Genomic DNA, 15,802 nt, shown 5'->3' on the forward strand with positions numbered 1-15,802 from the left:
GCCGGACTCCGGCGCCCGGTGGACGGGGTGCGGGGCCGACGCAGGGCCCGGCCGGACCGTGTTCCGCCCCTGTGCGGGAAACGGGGCTCAGTAGTCGTCGTTTCCGTGGGACGAGGAGCTTTCGGAGGAGGGGACGGGCCACGGTCGTCCCCCGGTCTCCTTTCCCCTCCACACTCGCGCTCATCCGTTCCGATACCGATCCGTGCCCGCCTCCAGGTCACAGATCGGACGAACCGGCCGGTAACCGGGGGACGGTCGGGGATCGTGGAGCCGGAGCACGCACGCGGCCACGGGCCGGGGCGGCGCCCCACGCCCGGCCGGACGGGCTCCCCCCTCCCCACCGCTCGAAGGGTTCCGATGACTGATCGCACGGAGTCGATCGAATCGATGCGGCAGCTCGCCGCGGCCTGGCGCACCATGGTGCTCGACCGCGACGCGGACGCCGACGTCCGGGACCTGCCCGGCATCGCCGTCCGCTGGGCCGACTGCCGGTTCGCGTTCTGGAACTGCGTCACGCTGACCGACGTCGGCGCGGACGCGGCGCTCGTCGAGGAGCGTCTGACCGGGGCGGCGGAGATCATGCGCTCCAAGGCCCGTCCGGGGTTCCTGTGGCTGTTCGAGGACCTCCTCGGCGAGGACGCGCGGGAGGGGGTGCGGGCGACCGCGGAGAGGGCCGGCCTGGAGTTCGCCTTCTCCGGCACCGGCATGGCCGGGGACCTCCTTCCCGTCGCCGAGCCGTCCCACCCCGACCTGGTCTTCGTGCGCGTGACCACCGAGGAGCGGCTCCGGGAGTACGCGGACCTCAACTCGCGCGCGTACGGGTTCCCGCTGGAGGACGGCCGCGACGGGCTCCTCGGGTCCGCGCTGTGGAAACAGGGGGTGTACGCCTACCTCGGCCTGCGCGACGGCGTCCCCGTGACGTGCGCCGCGACGGTGGAGGCGGAGGGCCGCCTGTTCGTGGCGCTCGTCGCCACGCACCCGGACTGGCAGCGCAGGGGCTACGGCGAGGCGGTCACGCGCAAGGCGCTGCACGAGGGCGGGCGGGCCACCGGCCTGACCCGCGCGACCCTGCACGCGACCGAGGCGGGGGCGCCCGTGTACCCCCGCATCGGCTTCCGGCCGAACTCCCCGGTGCACTTCTACGGTCTGAAGGGCTGAGCTCCCCGGCGTGTCCGGGGCGGACCTCGCGCCCGGGCTGCGGCGAGGAGCGCCGGAACGAGGCGAGCGGCGGGCCCGGGTACGAGGACCCCTGAGCGGCGAACCCGCCGCTCGCTGATCGAGAACCCAGGAGAGAGGGTCCCGGGAATCCTCGGGGACTTCCGGTCGACGGGAAAGACATCCTGAGCAGCAGTTCCGGGGACGCCCCGAAAGGGACGTGTGTTCGCATTCCGGCGCTGGACGGGCCGAACCCCGGACGCCGTCGTGAGCCTTCACTACGCTCGCCCCGACAGCGCTGCGAGGAGAGGCCGAGGATGCGGGAGATCGAGGCGAAGTACCGGGTGCACGACCCGGAGGCGGTCCTGACCGCGCTCCGGGAGGCCGGGGTGACCATGGGGGAGCCGGTACACCAGGACGACACGGCCTACGCGCCCCCCGGCTGGGATCCGGGGCAGGGCAAGCGCGGCTTCACCTTCGCCCGCCTGCGCACCGAGGACGGCGTGCACATCGTGACGGCCAAGACCCCGCTGGCGAACGCGATGGAGTGCGTGGAGCACGAGACGGCCGTCGCCGACCGGGACGGGATGCACGGTGTCCTGACCGCGCTGGGCTACGTGCCGAGCGTGCGGATCGTCAAGAGCCGTCGGACGGGCCGGTCCGGTCCGATCGCGGTGTGCCTCGACGACGTGCGGGGAGCCGGGGTGTTCCTGGAGCTCGAGGTGCTGGTCGATGACGACCGGGACGGACGGGCGGCCCAGGAGGAGTTGGACGCGTGGGCGCGCGGACTCGGGACGGACCTGGAGCGGGTCACGGAGACCTACGACGTCCTGGTGCGCCCCGTGCCCGCCTGAGGCCCGCGGCGGTGCCCCGCGGCCCCGCTCCCGTGGCCGGAGGGCACCGCGCGGCGAGTGCGGGTCGGACTGCACGACGCCTCGCGACGTGATGTCGCTGTGCCGGGGCCCTCACCGGGGGAGGCGGAGGGGCCCGCTGCTCTCCCGGGGCACCAGCTCTCCGCCGGGGAGCATCTCCTCGGCCACCGGTGCGCCCTCGACGGCCCCGATGAGCAGGGCCGCCGCACGACGGCCGTATCCGACGATGTCGCGGCGGACCGCCGTCAGGGCCGGCCTCACCAGACGGCACAGGAGCGAGTCGTCCCAGGCCACGATGGACAGCTCGGAGGGGACCGCGACGCCCATCTCCTCGGCCACCGCCAGCCCGCCCACCGCCATCACGTCGTTGTCGTACACCAGGGCCGTCGGGCTCTCGGGCAGGGCCAGGAGGCGCCGGGTGGCACGCGCGCTGTGCTCCCCGCTGCCGTCGGTGTGCACGACCACGGCCCGGTGGCCGAGGTCGCGCGCGGTCTGCTCGAAGGCCTTGGCCCGCGCGTGCGCGTGGGCGAGGTCGGCCGGCCCCGCGACGTGGGCCAGGCTCGTGTGCCCCAGGGCGACGAGGTAGTGCATGACCTCGTTCATCGTGGGGTGGTCGTCGACCGGCAGTGACAGCGTGCCGTTCCCCTCCATCGCGGCTCCGAGGACCAGGGCGGGCACGGCGGGCGAAGACGCGGGGGGCCGTCCCATGCGCTCCTCGGCCAGGAGCACACCGTCGACACGGCCCCGGGTCTCCCAACGGCGGCGCGGAGAGCCCTCCCCGTCGGGATCGGAGTGCACGATCATGTCCATCCCGGTGGAGGCGAGTGTGTGCTGGACCCCCTCGACCAGGAGCGCGAAGGAGGAGTGGCTGCCCCAGAGGCGGCCCGCCCGGCGTGTCACCAGTCCGATGGTGGCCGTCCTGCCGCCCGAGGACAGGGCGCGCGCCGGGCCGCTGGGCGACCAGCCGAAGTCGCGGGCGGTGGCCAGGATGCGCTCGCGGGTCTGCGCGGAGACACCGGGGCGGCCGTTGAGGGCGTAGGACACCGCTCCTTTGGAGACCCCCGCCGCTCTGGCGATGTCCATGATCGTCGGGCGCCGCATCATCGAGCCCATCGGTACTCCTGTCGGGTGTGTCCGGTCGCGGCACGGGGCCTGAGCGGGTCAGGGCGTGCGGGGTCGGGGCGCGGTGATCTTCGCGACGGCCTCGCGGGTGAGTTCGCGGTCCGCGGGTTCGGGGTCCAGCGCCCGGTGGATCCCCGCCCCCTCGATGAGGGCGTCGAGCAGGCGGGCCGTGCGCGCGTCGAAGTGGCGCTCCAGAGGGAACGGATCGCTGTTCTGTCTCGGTTGAGGTCGTACAAGCGTGCCAGAACCTCAGCACGAACTTTCCCGACCCAGCGCCTCAGCGCTCCATACGAGGTGCTGAACCTGATGTGGCGGTCCAAGACCCGCGACAAGGGACGAAGCCTCGCTGGACAAGGCACGTGCGCTGGTGGGATCTCCTGCCGCTGGACAGTGCGTCGGCAGAGGTGACCACCTCGATGACCGCACATCGGAGCCCTGGGCCCGGGGGAGGCCGGGCCGGTTCCGCGGTTGCGGTGGCCCGCCCGGTTTTCATCGGTCCTCGCATGCGCACTTCACTCAGGAAGAACGGAGTGCTTCGTCAACGCGCCCCACCTCCCCTGTGAGTATGCGTCTACAAGACGGGCTCGCCGTTCTCCAGGTAGACCGTTGTGCCCTCCTGGCGTGCGCGTGCGCCATGGGTGATCCTGCGCGCGAGACGAAGGATCGTTGCCGCCTCGATCGTGGCTACGTCGTGGAACTCGTATCCGGTCAGCTCGGCCGGAGCGAGGGTGATCTGGTCCAGCCACCCCTGACCCAGCACTCCCCCGTCGAAGATGAACAGCTGCTTGTCTCCTTCGGAGGGGTTGGGTGCCCAGTCCACGACCAATAGCCGTCCGATGGGTGGAGCGATCCCCAGTTCCTCCTTCACCTCGCGCACTGCGGCCTGGGTCGGTGTCTCACCGTGCTCGATGTAGCCGCCGGGGATATCCAGGTAGTCCTTGTAGGAGGGAACTACCATCATCACCTGACCGAGGTGATTGAAGAACAGGGCACCTGCGGCGACCCGGGGGCGGGAGAAGGATTCTGTGGGATCAGAGACCATGCTCCGACAATAACGGCCTTCGCGTCAGAACATCCCCATCCGGTGCGCCAGATCCGCCAGCCTCCGATCCCGCCTCCCCGCCTTGGTTCGCATCATGCGTACCACGATCTGATGGCTCATCACGTGCCGGTGGACATGGGAGACGGCCAGTCTCTCCGCCTCGAGCATGCGCTCAACGGCTGACGGAATCTGGTTGACGTCCGCGAACGCTCCGGCCACGTCGAAGAGATGACGTACCCGCCTCTCCCGTGGCAGGGCCGCGGTATCGACACCAACTCCCAGTTCGAGGACAGCACGCGGATCTCCGAGGCTGGCGGCAACGGTCGCTCTGTGCAGGAGCACGTTGGTCGGCCCGAACGCCGTCCACAGATGGTTGGCGTCTCGCCCGAGCCGGGAAGCAACGCGTTCGGCTTCCTTCAGGTACTCCATCGCGCTGGCACGATCCCCGTTGCGCGCTGCGGCCACGGCTCCCGGCAACAACAGGGTGCCGTAGACGGATAACAGTCGCGTATTGGTGGGACGACTGCCCTGCTCCCGCCGCAGGTACGAAGCGGCTTCCCCTGTCAGCGCGACAGCCGTCTCATGTTGTCCGCGTGAGTGGAGGGAGTGCACCCCCGAACGCATCAGGGAACCCTGCAGGGGCAGATCGCCGTAGTCGAAGGCCGCCTTCATTCCTCGCTCCGTCGCGATCCAAGCCAAATCTGGTTCTCCGACCTTGGTGAGGATCATCGCGCACGCCTGACAAGCCAGGGCGAGCAGAGCTCCGGCCCGCCGCCTCTGCTCACCTTCGTAGACACGCACCGCGGTCTGCGCCTGAGCGAGGAGGTCGGGGAGCCCACGAAACACCCGGCTGTAGTCGGATGCTTGGTAGGCGCCCATGACTGTTTCCGCCTCGTTTCGAAGAAAGCGCAGGTCCGGTTGCTCACCGTTGTTGTCGGCGAACGGGAAAACCGGGCTGATCTGGCGGTAGTCCATCAAGACTGACCGGATCTGTGCGACATGCACGTCCGTTTCCTCATGGTGCCCATGGTGCGAGTGGTCTCCGATCAGAGCGATGAGGGGAACGCCGAGGGCCTCGGCCAGTGAGCTGATCACCGAAAGTCGGTCCAAGGGCGCCCGGTCGTTCTCGACCTTGCCCAGCCAGTCGGCCGTTCTCCCGACCAGACCCGCCAGCACCTCTTGAGAAAGGCCGCGTCGGAGCCGGTGCCAGGCGACCCGCTGGCCGGGGCTGAGCTGAGGGGAGCTCGGCGGCATCAGAGCCCTTCCTGAACACCCCGGAATTTCTTTCCGGGTTACGCGGAGAACGTGGCCTTAACTTCCTAACACCCCGCCTGGCCGCAGAGAAGGCCCGGCCATCCCTCTTATCTGAAATTCCCTTGAAGCTCGTTAACGGACTCGATCAAAGAGGAGACAGTCAATGCACATAACCTGCCACGAAGTCCTCGTTCCCAGCACGGACTCCGGGTTCAACGTGGTCGAACGCAAGGGCATCGGCCACCCCGACTCGCTCGCTGACCTCATCGCGGAGGAGTTCTCCCGCCGCTACTCACTTCACGGACTCGACCGGTTCGGAGCGGTTCCGAACCACTGGGTGGACAAGGTCGCCCTGGTCGGCGCAGAGGCTGAGATCGTTTTCGGCCGCTACACGGTTCACAAGCCCATCAGCGCGTACCTGTTCGGCAAGGTGACGCGCTCAGTGGGTGACCGGTCTATCCCGATCGAGGGCATGTTTCGGGCGGTGGTCGAGGACGTCCTGGCCGAGGCGACCGGTAGTGAGGACATCGTCCGTTCCGTGCGCAGCTTCGTGGAGAACACCGCTGGCGTAGGCGCGGACCACCTCTCCTCGTTCTACCGTCCCTCCGCTGGCGACGAGTGCCGTGTTCCGGGTGGCGGCGCGCTGGCCAACGACACGGCCTTCTGTAGCGCCTACGCCCCTGCCGATCCCTTGGACGTTCTGGCAGTCGACGTAGAGAACCACGTCAACGGTTCCTCCTTCAAGGACGGGCTCGACGGCCTCGGTTCCGACGTCAAGGTGATGCTGGTCCGGTCGGGGAGCGTGTTGGAGGTGACGGTTTGCCTTCCGGTGCACCCCGAGGCGGTCGGCTCGCACCGTGAGTACACGGCCCTGGTAGCCGAGGCGTATGGCCGCCTCGACGCCTTCATCAACGAGCATCCGATTGTCCGGCGGCAACCGTGGCTGACCCGGTTGAGCGTCAACACCAAGGACCACGGCCGTAACGCCTACCTGGCACCCTTTGGGACCTCGCTGGGTAAGGGCGATTGCGGGCTTGTCGGGCGCGGCAACAAGGCCAACGGTGTCATCTCCGCCAGCGGCGGTGCGGGAGTGGAGGCCCTGGCCGGGAAGAACCCCATGCACCACACCGGCAAGCTGTACACGCTGGCCGCTGCACGTCTGGCGGACCGAATCCACGCCAAGCTCGGTGTGCCCAACGAGGTCGTGCTCGTGTCGCGCAACGGCGATCGCCTGGAGGACCCGTCGTTCGTGGGCGTTCGACTGGCACCGCGTGACAGCCGTCTCGAACGCGATGCCGTCGAGGAGCTAACCATCGCGACTCTGGCCGAGCTTCCGCTGCTTTCCGAGCGCCTGCTCGCGCTGTCCCCGATGGATCGCTTCCGCGACCCGTCGCTGGTCCTGGAGGTGTGAGCCGATGGCGAACATCGACCTTGCCGAGCGCAGCGTCGTTCTGGTCACCCTGGACTCGTGTCGCTACGACGTCGCGGCGAGCGCGCACACCCCGAATCTGGTGAAACTCGGCCCACTACTGAAGGCCGAGAGCCCGGGAACCTACACGCTCCCCGCCCACGCTGCCTTGTTCAACGGCTTCCTGCCCCGGCCGGTCTCAGGGCCCCTCACACTCGGCGAAAACAGCGTGGAGTCGATCTGGCGTTCGGCCGTCGCCCGACCCTCGAATCGCCATGCCGCCGTTCCCTTCGACGGGCCCACGCTGATGGCGCACTACAGCGGGAAGGGCTACCGGGTGGTGGGCGCTGGGGGCGTCACCTTCTTCGACTCCTCGGATCCGGCCAACGGCCTGCCGAGGTTGTTCCCGGAGTTCCACTACTTCGGACGGGCCTCCCGCGCCCCGGCCACTCCAGAGGCCCGTGTCGCCGAGCGCGGCAAAGACCTCCCGTTGGCCCACACCCGGACGCTTGCGGACCTGTGTCTGAAGGCCGCACGGTTCTTCCTGTTCGTCAACTGCTCCAGCACGCACATCCCCTACACGACCCCGTTCAGCCCTCTCACCGAACGGAACAGGGGCCTTCTTCGACGCCTCTACCAGCTGCACGACTTCCAGCAAGACGCTTCCGACGATGACCTCCTGACCGCTGAAGACATCGGAGTACTCCTGGACATGCAGAGGCGCGCCCTGGAGTGGGCCGACACCCGCTTGGGCGACCTGTTCTCACGGCTGAGCACACGACGCCCATTGGTGGTGGTCTGCGCCGACCACGGCGAGGAGTTCGGAGAGGGCAGCAGGTTCGGCCACGCACACCCGCATCCGACGGTCGCCACGGTGCCCCTGTGGTGCGGCGTGTTGGGCGGGGGATAAGCCGTGGCCGTCCTCCAACCCTGGTTCACGCATCCTGCACTCATCACGGCTTCCTCCGAGGGTGTCAGGACACGGTTGGGCGTCTCTCCCAACCACGCGTCCTTCCGCGCCGGCGTCCTTCGAACCCATCTACTCACCGCGCTTTTGGCCCACAGGGCCGCACAGCATCTTGGTGTCCGTACACGGGTAGCGGTCCGGTGGGACGACAGCGACAGCCTGCGCAGCCGCGACGAACACCGACCACGGCTTCTCCGAGAGCTCACGCAGGTGGCTCAGATACCGGTCGAGGAAGAACAGCGGGTCTTCCGCCAGAGCCAGAGAGGCGACCGGTACCAGCAGGCCTTACAGCGGCTGGATATCCAAGGTCTCCTGGTGACGCGCCGAGGACTTCCCTGCCTCGATGTGGCGGCCGTGGATCAGCTCATGGCCGGACAAGGCGTCTGCCCCAAGGCCTTGACCACCTCGGTGGCCGTGAACACGACCACGGCCCTCTGCCCGGCGCAGGAGACGGTTCCGCTCATGCGCGGTGACGGGCGGGCCCTGTGGCATCTGGCCACAGTCGTGGACGACATCGAACAGCGCACGACCCTGATCGTGCGAGGCACCGACAAACGCGACGCCATGCCCGTCCAGGTCCGCCTGTACTGGGCCCTAAACGAGGGAAGGTGCCCTCCGGCGCACCTGTTCCTGCCCAAACTGCTGGAGCCGGGGTCTGTAGTACCTCGCATCTCAGGCCTGCTCGAACAGGGAGTCAGACCCTCGACGCTGCGGTGCTTCCTCGCTGAGCCGTACCTGGGCCAACTGCAACCAGCTGCACTGCCGGTCAGCTTCTCCGCCCTGGTGGGCCAGGTCCGAACGGTTCTTCCCCGGCACGGGGACAGCCTTCTGGACGAACGACGTCTACGGTCTTTGGACCGGAAGGTGTCCGTCACCCTCACTCCAGAGGTGGCCAAACAGGAACTGGATGACCGCTGTCCGGGGACATCCCCGCGCGTCACCGCGTGGATCACCCGGTGCTACCCGCGGCCGCTGTCCCAACAGGTCCGGCTGTGCCGGGCACTCACCGACATCGAGATCAACCATGAACCGCCTCCCGACCAGGCGGAGGAGGCATGGTGGTGGCTGGACGCATGGTCACGCGACATGGCGAAGGGCCCGCCTCCGCATCCGGTCCGCTGGGTGCTCACCGGGCAACGGGACGGGCCCGCAGCTTCAGAACTCCTTGAGGTTCTACCTCAGGAACTGATGGACTCGCGGCTGGCCTCGGCCCGTCAGGCGTTGAGCCGCTCCAGCGCCGCGCGCAGGCGCTCCAGTGTGCGCTCGCGGCCCAGCAATTCCAGTGACTCGAACAGCGGGAGCCCGACCGTGCGACCGGTCACCGCCACCCGTACAGGCGCCTGAGCCTTGCCGAGCTTGAGCCCTTGGGCGGCCCCGGCCTGCTCAAGGGCTCCCTTGAGGGTTTCAGCGTCCCAGGTCAGGCTCTTGTCGGAGAAGGCCGCGATCGACGCGGTGAGCATCTCCGCGCCGATCCCGGGCTTCATGGCCTTGGACCAGCTCTTCTCGTCGAAGACCGGGGTGTCCAGGAACAGGAAGTCCACGTTCGGCACGATCTCGCTGAGCACCGTCAGGCGGCTCTGCGCCAACGGGGCGATAACGGCGAACACGTCCGGGTCGAAGTCCTCCGCGCGCCAGGGCACTCCCTCGCCTTCAAGGTAGGGGGCGCACCGTTCGGCGAACTCGTCTGCCTCCAGGGCGCGGATGTAGTCGCCGTTGAAGGCCCGCAGCTTCTTCTCGTCGAAGAACGCAGGGGAGGAATTGACGTCGGCCAGGTCGAAGAGCGGAATCATCTCCTCGATCGGCATGATCTCGCGGTCCTCGCCGGGAGCCCATCCCAGCAGCATCAGGTAGTTGACCATGGCCTCGGGGAGGTAGCCCTCGGCCTGGTAGGACTCCATGGCGACCTTGTCACGCCGCTTGGACAGCTTCTGGCGCTTGTCGTTCACCAGCACCGGGGCGTGCGCCCATACCGGCGGGGTGTGTCCCAGCGCCTCCCACAGCAACTGCTGCTTGGGAGCGTTGGACAGGTGCTCCTCGCCCCGAATGACGTGCGTGATGCCCATCTCGACGTCGTCCACCACGTTCGCCAGGACGAACAGGGCGGTGCCGTCACCGCGGGCGATGACGAAGTCCTCCAGGGCCTCGTGCGGGAACTCCACCCGGCCTCGGATCCGGTCCTCGACCACGGCCGGTCCGCCCTCGGGGATGCGGAAACGCAGCGCCCGCCCGGGCCCGGTCTCCAGACCGAGGTCGCGGCAGAACCCGTCGTAGCCCAGGTTGGGGTTGTCCCGCCGGGCCTGGACCTGCTCGCGGGCGCAGTCGCAGTAGTAGGCCAGCCCTTCCTTCAACAGGCGCTGGGCGGCCTCGGTGTGCTTGTCCGCGTAATCGGTCTGGGAGTAGGGACCCTCGTACTGGGTGGCGTCCACGCCCATCCACGCCATCGCCGCCAGAATGCCCTCGGTCCATTCGGGGCGGGAGCGGGCGGCGTCGGTGTCCTCGATCCGCAGCACCATGGTGCCGCCGGATTGTCGCGCGACCACCCAGTTCAGCAGCAGTGACCGGGCATTGCCCACATGGAACATACCGGTCGGGGAAGGCGCGAACCTGGTGCGAATCGAGGTCTCAGTCACACGGGGGATCCTATCCCCGAGAATGCCGCCCCTGCTCAGTTGTCGTCACTTCGCCCTGTCGGGGACTTCGGGTGTGATCCGGGGACACTTCAGTCGCCACGGTCTTCCCGGCAGGGCCGCTGCCCGAAAGGCGCCCACTGCCGGCCGGCGGCCTTCACCCCCGGTGGTGCCATTCCAGCCAGGCGCCGTGCGGGTGGTAGCCGCCCAACACGACCTCGGTGCGGGCCAGGCCGCCGTCCAGGTCGGTGAACCGCAGTCGCGGCTCCTCGACGGGTTCGGCGCGCAGCCACAGGATGCGCCTGCGCTCCGAGAGCCTGCGCAGCAGGTCCCGGTGCTCGGCGCGCGCCCGGGACGTGAAGTGCGCGGTGACGGCGGTGTGGTAGACGCACACCACCGCGTCCACGGGAGCCTGTTCGAGGAGGGCGGGCAGGTGCTGGGAGGCGGTGCCCCGGTGGAGGGTCGGGAGTTCCCCGGTACGGGCGGCGGCGAACGCGGTGTCCAGACGGGCCGCGCGGTCGGGGTGGTCCGGCCAGACGAGGGACCGCAGCCAGGCGCGGTCCTCGGCGTCGGCCAGGTTGAGGGGGTTGAGGTCGATCCCGGCACGCCAGGCGATCTCGGGGCCGCGGTCGAGCGGGGGGCGGTGGGGCCCGCGCAGTTCGCTCCTCAGGAGGAGGGGGGAGTCGGGTGCGCCGGCGGTGGTCCCGTCTCCGTAGGAGTAGGCGTAGCGGTCCGGGACCAGGGTGAGCCCGGCGGAGGGGCCGATCTCGATCGCGGCGAGCGGCGCGCCGGCGTGGCGGCGGACGGCGGTCAGGGCCGGGTAGAGGTAGGAGCACCGGCCGACCTCGTGGGTCTGGACCAGGCGGGTGGTGACGATCTCCGCGATCCGGTCGCGGTGCCGGGTGAGGAACGCCCGCAGGTCGGGCCACGGGTCGTCGACCTGCGGGTCGGGGGCCGGCCGCCCGGTGAGGGTGGGGTAGAAGCGGGCCAGCGCGTGGCCGGGGTCTCGGCGGGCGAGCAGGTACTGCACCGCGCCCAGCAGCAGGGAGGGCGGGTTCTGGCCGTCGGCGGCCCGGGAGGCCAGGTCCAGGGCGCAGGGGTCGGTGGCGCAGGCGGTGGCCATGGCCGCGTGGACGGGCGCGTACCCGCCGCCGGCGCGGCGCTCGGCGATGTCGGTGAAGGCCGCGGCCACCGCGGCGGCGCGGTCGGTGCCGGGCGCGGTCAACGGTCCTCCTCCAGCGCGTGGTGGCCGTGCTCGAGGTAGACGGTGGTGCCGGACGCCCGGGCGGCCAGGGCCGCGGTGGCGCGGCGGGCCACGTGGGCGGGCAGCAGGTCGCCGAGGCGTCCGGGTTCCACCCACGCCCAGCCCGACAGCTCGTCCGGGGGAAGGCGCAGTTCGGCGCCCTCGGGCAGGTGGGCGGTGAACAGCCACTGGAGGGCGGCGGTGCGTTCCCCGGAGGACGGGACCCAGTCGACGGCGGCCAGGTGCGTCACGGTGGCCCGGACGCCGAGTTCCTCGGCCAGTTCGCGGCGGCACGCGGCCAGCGGGGACTCGCCGTGTTCGACGATGCCGCCGGGGAGGCCCCATGGCCGGTCGGGCTTGTAGGCGCGCTCCACCAGCAGCACCTGTCCGCCGGGGGAGAGGATGAGCGCGCCCGCCGCGCCCCGGGTGGCGGGCAGGCGCGCGTGGAACTGCCGCTCTGCTGCGGTGTCGTGGCTCACCCGGTCGAGCCTAGACGAGTCGTCCCCCCGGGCCGGTGGCCGTGGACCGTTGGGGACCGCGGCACCGACCGCAGTCCGCTGTTCGACGTCATGGTGGCCCTGGACCGGCCCGACCGAGCGCAGGCGCCGAGCGCAGGCGGCGTCTCCTTCGCGGCCCGGGAGCTGCCGCGGCGCCCGAAGGAGGCCGACCTGTTGTTCGCCTTCGTACGCTCCGACGGGAAACCGGAGCTCGCCCTGACCTGCAACAGCGAGATCTTCCGCGCGGAGCGCGCCCGGGGCCTGCCGGAAGGCCTCTGCCCTATTCTCGACGCCATGGCCGGCAACCGGCCGGTGGCCCGGATCCTGGACCGTGAGGAAACCCCGTATGAGTGACCACGACCTGTTGGCGGGGCTCGACGGCGAGCGCCGGGCCTCGGGGGACAGCACCGGCCGGGGAGGCGTCGTCCGCGAGCACGCGGCGGACGGTTCCGAGCGCCGGATCGTCTACGCGCGCTGCGCCCCCGGGGAACTCGACGGGGTCATCCGGGAGGAGGTCGACCTCGCGCGCCGGACGCCCTACACCCTGGAGTGGAAGGTCTACGGCCACGACACCCCCGCCGACCTGGGCGAGCGGCTCACCGCCGCGGGTTTCGAGCCCGACGACCGGGAGAGCGTGCTGGCGCTGGCGGTCGAGGGGGCCGACCCGGCGGCCTTCGACCCGCAGGGGCGCGACATCCGGCGCGTCGTGGACGAGCGGGGCCTGGACGACTACGCCGGGATCGCCGCCGCCCTCGGCCGGCGCGACGTGGAGCAGGAGCGGCGCAGGCTCGCCGAGGGTCTGCGGAGGGCACCGGAGGCGATGAGCGTCCACATCGCCTACGAGGACGGCCGCCCCGCGGCCTGCGGCCGGATCCACCTGCGGCCGGGCGGCCCCTACGCCGAGCTGGCGGGCGGGCGCACCCGGCCCGAGCACCGCAAGCGGGGCCTGTTCACCGCGCTGGTCGGCAGCAGGCTGAGGGAGGCAAGGGAGCGGGGGCGCACCCACGTCCTGGTCGACGCCCTGCCGACCTCGGAGCCCACGCTGCGCAGGCGCGGCTTCGAGCCGGTGACCTGGACCCGGCCCTACGTCTACGAACCCGGCGCCTGAAGGCCGCCGGGGTGTGGAAGGGGAAGGCATGAGCGAGGACGTCGCCGTGGTGGGGAGCGGGCCCAACGGCCTGGCCGCAGCGGTCACCATGGCCCGGGCGGGCCTGTCCGTGACCGTGTACGAGGCGGCGGAGGACATCGGCGGCGGCCTGCGCACCTCGCCGCTGTTCCGTGACGACGTGGTGCACGACATCTGCTCGGCAGTGCACCCGATGGCGGCGGCGTCCGCGTTCTTCCGCGAGTTCGACCTGGCGGCCCGGGGGGTGGAGCTGCTCACGCCGCGGATCAGCTACGCGCACCCGTTGGAGGGCGGCCGGGCGGCGCTGGCCCACCACGACCTCGACGCCACCTGCGCGGGCCTGGGCCGTGACGGGCGAGCCTGGCGGGCGCTGATGGGACCGCTGCTGGAGCACAGCCGCGCGGTGGTGGACTTCGCGCTGGGCCGGCAGCGCAGCCTCCCCGCCGACCTGCGCGCCCCGCTGCTGCTGGGGCTGGGCATGCTGCGCCACGGCACCCCGTTGGCCCGGCACGCCTTCGCGGGGCCGGAGGCCGCGGCGCTGCTCGCCGGGGTGGGCGCCCACGTGGTCGGCCGCATGCCCACGCCCTCCTCGGCCGCGGTCGCCCTCCTGCTGGGCCATCTCGCCCACGGCTCCGGCTGGCCGGTCCCGCGCGGCGGGAGCGCGCGGATCGCCGAGGCGATGGCGGCCGACGTCCGGGCCCACGGCGGAACCCTCGCCACCGGGCAGCGGATCGACGACCTCAGGCAGGTCCGAGGCGCGCGGGCCGTGTTCCTGGACCTGTCCCCGAAGGAGTTCCTGAGGATCGCGGGCCCGCTGCTGCCCGGCGCCTACCGCGCGGGCCTGCGCGCCTTCCGGTACGGCCCCGGGGCCGCCAAGGTCGACTTCCTCACCTCGGAGCCGATCCCCTGGGCGAACCCGGAGGTGGGGGCGGCGGGGACGGTCCACCTCGGGGGCCGCCAGGGGACCGTGTTCCGGCAGGAGTCCCTGGTGGCCCGGGGCAGGCCGGGGGAGGCGCCGTTCGTCCTGGTCGTGGACCCGGCCGCGGCCGACCCCGGGCGCGTGGGCGCCGGGGGGCACCGGCCGGTGTGGGCCTACGCGCACGTGCCCCACGGGGACCCCGCCGACCCCGCCGAGCTCGTGACCGCCCGCATCGAGCGGTACGCGCCCGGGTTCGCCGACACCGTGGTGGCGCGGAGCTCCCGGAGCGCGGCCGACCTGGAGCGGTACAACCCCAACTACGTGGGCGGCGACATCGCCTCCGGTGCGATGACCCTCAGGCAGACGCTGCTGCGGCCCGTGCCCCGCTGGGACCCGCACCGCACCCCTCTGCGCGGCGTCTACCTGTGCTCGGCGTCCGCCCCGCCCGGACCCGGTGTGCACGGCATGGGGGGCCACCTGGCCGCCAGGTCGGCGTTGCGCCGCGAGTTCGGCGTGCGCACGCCTCCGGCGCTGTCGCCGGCGCCCCCGGGGTAGGGCGTGTCCGTCCGGGCCCCGGCCCGGGGACGGCCGGACCGCACCCGTGCGCAGGTGTCGCCGGTGACCTCCTGCCCGCGATCACCGGCGAAACCGGGAACGGTACTCCCCGGGGGCCGTGCCCCGGGCGCGTCTGAAGGCACGGCTGAAGGCGTGCGGCGAGGCGTAGCCGACCGCGCCGGAGATCGACTCGACCGGCTCGTCGGTGTCGCGGAGCCGGACGGACGCCAGGTCGATGCGCCACTGCGTCACGTACGCGCCCGGCGTCTGTCCGAGGGCGGACCGGAAACGCCTGGACAGCGTCGCCCGGGAGACGCTCGTCGCGACGGCCAGGGCCTCCGTGGTCCAGGGGCGTTCCGGTTGGGCGTGGACGCGTGCCAGGGCGTCGCGCACGACCGGATCACGCATCGCTCCCAGCCATGAGCCGGACCGCGCCTCCGGATGGCGCTCCAGCCAGGCGCGTACGAACTGGACGAGCAGGAGGTCGACGATGCTGTTGACGGCGGCGTCGGTGCCGATCTGCGGCTGTGCGAGCTCCTCGGCGAGAAGTTCGGCGGTCCTCCCGAACTGCGTGTTCTGGCGGGCTGTGACGTGCATCGGCCGGGCCAGGGAGGTGAGCACCGGTGTGCTCACCTCCGGGTCCTGCTCATAGTGCAGGACGATCACCTCCGCCTGTGCCGGCTCCGAGCCCAGCCGCAGGGCCCGGCCGTCGCCGAAAGACCGGGCCGCCGCCTCACGGTCGCAGGAACCCATGGTCACGCCGGCGCCGCCGGCTATCCCGTGCGCGGTGCCCGGCGGCACCAGGACGGCGTCTCCGGCCTGCACCCGAAGAGGTTTCTCGCCTGAGGCGTGCAGCCACACCGTGCCGCGAGAGACCACGTGCAGTGTCGCTCCCGGAGAGGCGTCCAGCCACAGGCCCCAGGTTCCTCCGGCCTTCACCATGACCCCGAGTGCCCCACGCGAACCCGAGACACGCAAGACCTCCGCCAACACGTCCATGGGTCCATTCTCGTCC

14 protein-coding genes are annotated in these 15,802 nt (G+C 71.1%); 7 read left to right on the forward strand and 7 right to left on the reverse strand.

Annotated features, from left to right (window positions below):
- The first annotated feature begins 357 nt into the window (after positions 1-357).
- Together ACWGL3_RS03815 and ACWGL3_RS03820 are read left to right on the forward strand one after the other, a co-directional pair.
- Entirely contained in the window at positions 358-1,158 is an 801-nt protein-coding gene (locus tag ACWGL3_RS03815) for a GNAT family N-acetyltransferase (protein ID WP_267945077.1), read from the forward strand.
- 314 nt (positions 1,159-1,472) lie between these two features.
- Positions 1,473-2,009 carry a class IV adenylate cyclase gene (locus ACWGL3_RS03820; RefSeq protein WP_267945076.1) on the forward strand — a complete coding sequence of 179 codons (537 nt, stop codon included), beginning with the start codon at positions 1,473-1,475 and terminating at the stop codon, positions 2,007-2,009.
- A 111-nt stretch (positions 2,010-2,120) separates the two neighbouring features.
- On the opposite strand, the gene ACWGL3_RS03825 is transcribed toward ACWGL3_RS03820, so the two are convergent.
- From ACWGL3_RS03825 to ACWGL3_RS03835, 3 genes are all read right to left on the reverse strand, one after another.
- The gene (locus tag ACWGL3_RS03825; protein WP_267945075.1) at positions 2,121-3,140 is read right to left on the reverse strand and encodes a LacI family DNA-binding transcriptional regulator; all 1,020 of its coding nucleotides are present in this window, start codon (positions 3,138-3,140) and stop codon (positions 2,121-2,123) included.
- A 580-nt stretch (positions 3,141-3,720) separates the two neighbouring features.
- Positions 3,721-4,191 (reverse strand): NUDIX domain-containing protein, encoded by a 471-nt coding sequence (locus ACWGL3_RS03830; RefSeq protein WP_267945074.1) that lies wholly within the window; start codon positions 4,189-4,191, stop codon positions 3,721-3,723.
- Positions 4,192-4,215: 24 nt separating this feature from the next.
- Complete coding sequence (locus ACWGL3_RS03835; RefSeq protein WP_452460787.1) at positions 4,216-5,445, reverse strand: helix-turn-helix domain-containing protein; 1,230 nt, start codon at positions 5,443-5,445, stop codon at positions 4,216-4,218.
- A 163-nt stretch (positions 5,446-5,608) separates the two neighbouring features.
- On the opposite strand from ACWGL3_RS03835, the gene ACWGL3_RS03840 reads away from it, so the two are divergent.
- Together ACWGL3_RS03840 and ACWGL3_RS03845 are read left to right on the forward strand one after the other, a co-directional pair.
- Complete coding sequence (locus tag ACWGL3_RS03840) at positions 5,609-6,856, forward strand: methionine adenosyltransferase (protein ID WP_452460788.1); 1,248 nt, start codon at positions 5,609-5,611, stop codon at positions 6,854-6,856.
- 4 nt (positions 6,857-6,860) lie between these two features.
- Positions 6,861-7,763, forward strand: a complete 903-nt coding sequence (locus ACWGL3_RS03845) for a sulfatase-like hydrolase/transferase (RefSeq protein WP_267945071.1) — start codon at positions 6,861-6,863, stop codon at positions 7,761-7,763.
- A 1,271-nt stretch (positions 7,764-9,034) separates the two neighbouring features.
- Here the strand turns inward: ACWGL3_RS03845 and gltX are convergent.
- The 3 genes from gltX to ACWGL3_RS03860 form a co-directional block, all read right to left on the reverse strand.
- Complete coding sequence (gene gltX, locus ACWGL3_RS03850) at positions 9,035-10,450, reverse strand: glutamate--tRNA ligase (RefSeq protein ID WP_267945070.1); 1,416 nt, start codon at positions 10,448-10,450, stop codon at positions 9,035-9,037.
- A gap of 154 nt (positions 10,451-10,604) precedes the next feature.
- Positions 10,605-11,672, reverse strand: coding sequence for a DUF2332 domain-containing protein (locus ACWGL3_RS03855; RefSeq protein ID WP_267945069.1), 1,068 nt, complete (start codon positions 11,670-11,672; stop codon positions 10,605-10,607).
- On the reverse strand, positions 11,669-12,169 hold the full coding sequence (locus ACWGL3_RS03860) for an NUDIX domain-containing protein (RefSeq protein ID WP_452460789.1): 501 nt from the start codon (positions 12,167-12,169) through the stop codon (positions 11,669-11,671). The genes ACWGL3_RS03855 and ACWGL3_RS03860 overlap by 4 nt, the downstream gene beginning before the upstream one ends.
- Positions 12,170-12,259: 90 nt before the next feature.
- On the opposite strand from ACWGL3_RS03860, the gene ACWGL3_RS03865 reads away from it, so the two are divergent.
- The 3 genes from ACWGL3_RS03865 to ACWGL3_RS03875 are packed head-to-tail and all read left to right on the forward strand — an operon-like array spanning position 12,260 to position 14,787.
- The gene (locus ACWGL3_RS03865) at positions 12,260-12,541 is read left to right on the forward strand and encodes a hypothetical protein (protein WP_452460790.1); all 282 of its coding nucleotides are present in this window, start codon (positions 12,260-12,262) and stop codon (positions 12,539-12,541) included.
- Positions 12,534-13,295, forward strand: coding sequence for a GNAT family N-acetyltransferase (locus ACWGL3_RS03870; RefSeq protein WP_267945066.1), 762 nt, complete (start codon positions 12,534-12,536; stop codon positions 13,293-13,295). The genes ACWGL3_RS03865 and ACWGL3_RS03870 overlap by 8 nt, the downstream gene beginning before the upstream one ends.
- Positions 13,296-13,323: 28 nt before the next feature.
- Positions 13,324-14,787 carry a phytoene desaturase family protein gene (locus tag ACWGL3_RS03875; RefSeq protein WP_452460791.1) on the forward strand — a complete coding sequence of 488 codons (1,464 nt, stop codon included), beginning with the start codon at positions 13,324-13,326 and terminating at the stop codon, positions 14,785-14,787.
- 81 nt (positions 14,788-14,868) lie between these two features.
- On the opposite strand, the gene ACWGL3_RS03880 is transcribed toward ACWGL3_RS03875, so the two are convergent.
- Entirely contained in the window at positions 14,869-15,786 is a 918-nt protein-coding gene (locus ACWGL3_RS03880; RefSeq protein WP_452460792.1) for a cupin domain-containing protein, read from the reverse strand.
- Between the last annotated feature and the right edge of the window lie 16 nt (positions 15,787-15,802).

The sequence above is a fragment of the Nocardiopsis sp. NPDC055824 genome, from assembly GCF_053616335.1.

Coding starts and splice junctions, on each gene's coding strand:
- ACWGL3_RS03815 (WP_267945077.1), top strand. CDS start 358: ATGACTGATCGCACGGAGTCGATCGAATCGATGCGGCAGCTCGCCGCG.
- ACWGL3_RS03820 (WP_267945076.1), top strand. CDS start 1,473: ATGCGGGAGATCGAGGCGAAGTACCGGGTGCACGACCCGGAGGCGGTC.
- ACWGL3_RS03825 (WP_267945075.1), bottom strand. CDS start 3,140: ATGGGCTCGATGATGCGGCGCCCGACGATCATGGACATCGCCAGAGCG.
- ACWGL3_RS03830 (WP_267945074.1), bottom strand. CDS start 4,191: ATGGTCTCTGATCCCACAGAATCCTTCTCCCGCCCCCGGGTCGCCGCA.
- ACWGL3_RS03835 (WP_452460787.1), bottom strand. CDS start 5,445: ATGCCGCCGAGCTCCCCTCAGCTCAGCCCCGGCCAGCGGGTCGCCTGG.
- ACWGL3_RS03840 (WP_452460788.1), top strand. CDS start 5,609: ATGCACATAACCTGCCACGAAGTCCTCGTTCCCAGCACGGACTCCGGG.
- ACWGL3_RS03845 (WP_267945071.1), top strand. CDS start 6,861: ATGGCGAACATCGACCTTGCCGAGCGCAGCGTCGTTCTGGTCACCCTG.
- ACWGL3_RS03865 (WP_452460790.1), top strand. CDS start 12,260: ATGGTGGCCCTGGACCGGCCCGACCGAGCGCAGGCGCCGAGCGCAGGC.
- ACWGL3_RS03870 (WP_267945066.1), top strand. CDS start 12,534: ATGAGTGACCACGACCTGTTGGCGGGGCTCGACGGCGAGCGCCGGGCC.
- ACWGL3_RS03875 (WP_452460791.1), top strand. CDS start 13,324: ATGAGCGAGGACGTCGCCGTGGTGGGGAGCGGGCCCAACGGCCTGGCC.
- ACWGL3_RS03880 (WP_452460792.1), bottom strand. CDS start 15,786: ATGGACGTGTTGGCGGAGGTCTTGCGTGTCTCGGGTTCGCGTGGGGCA.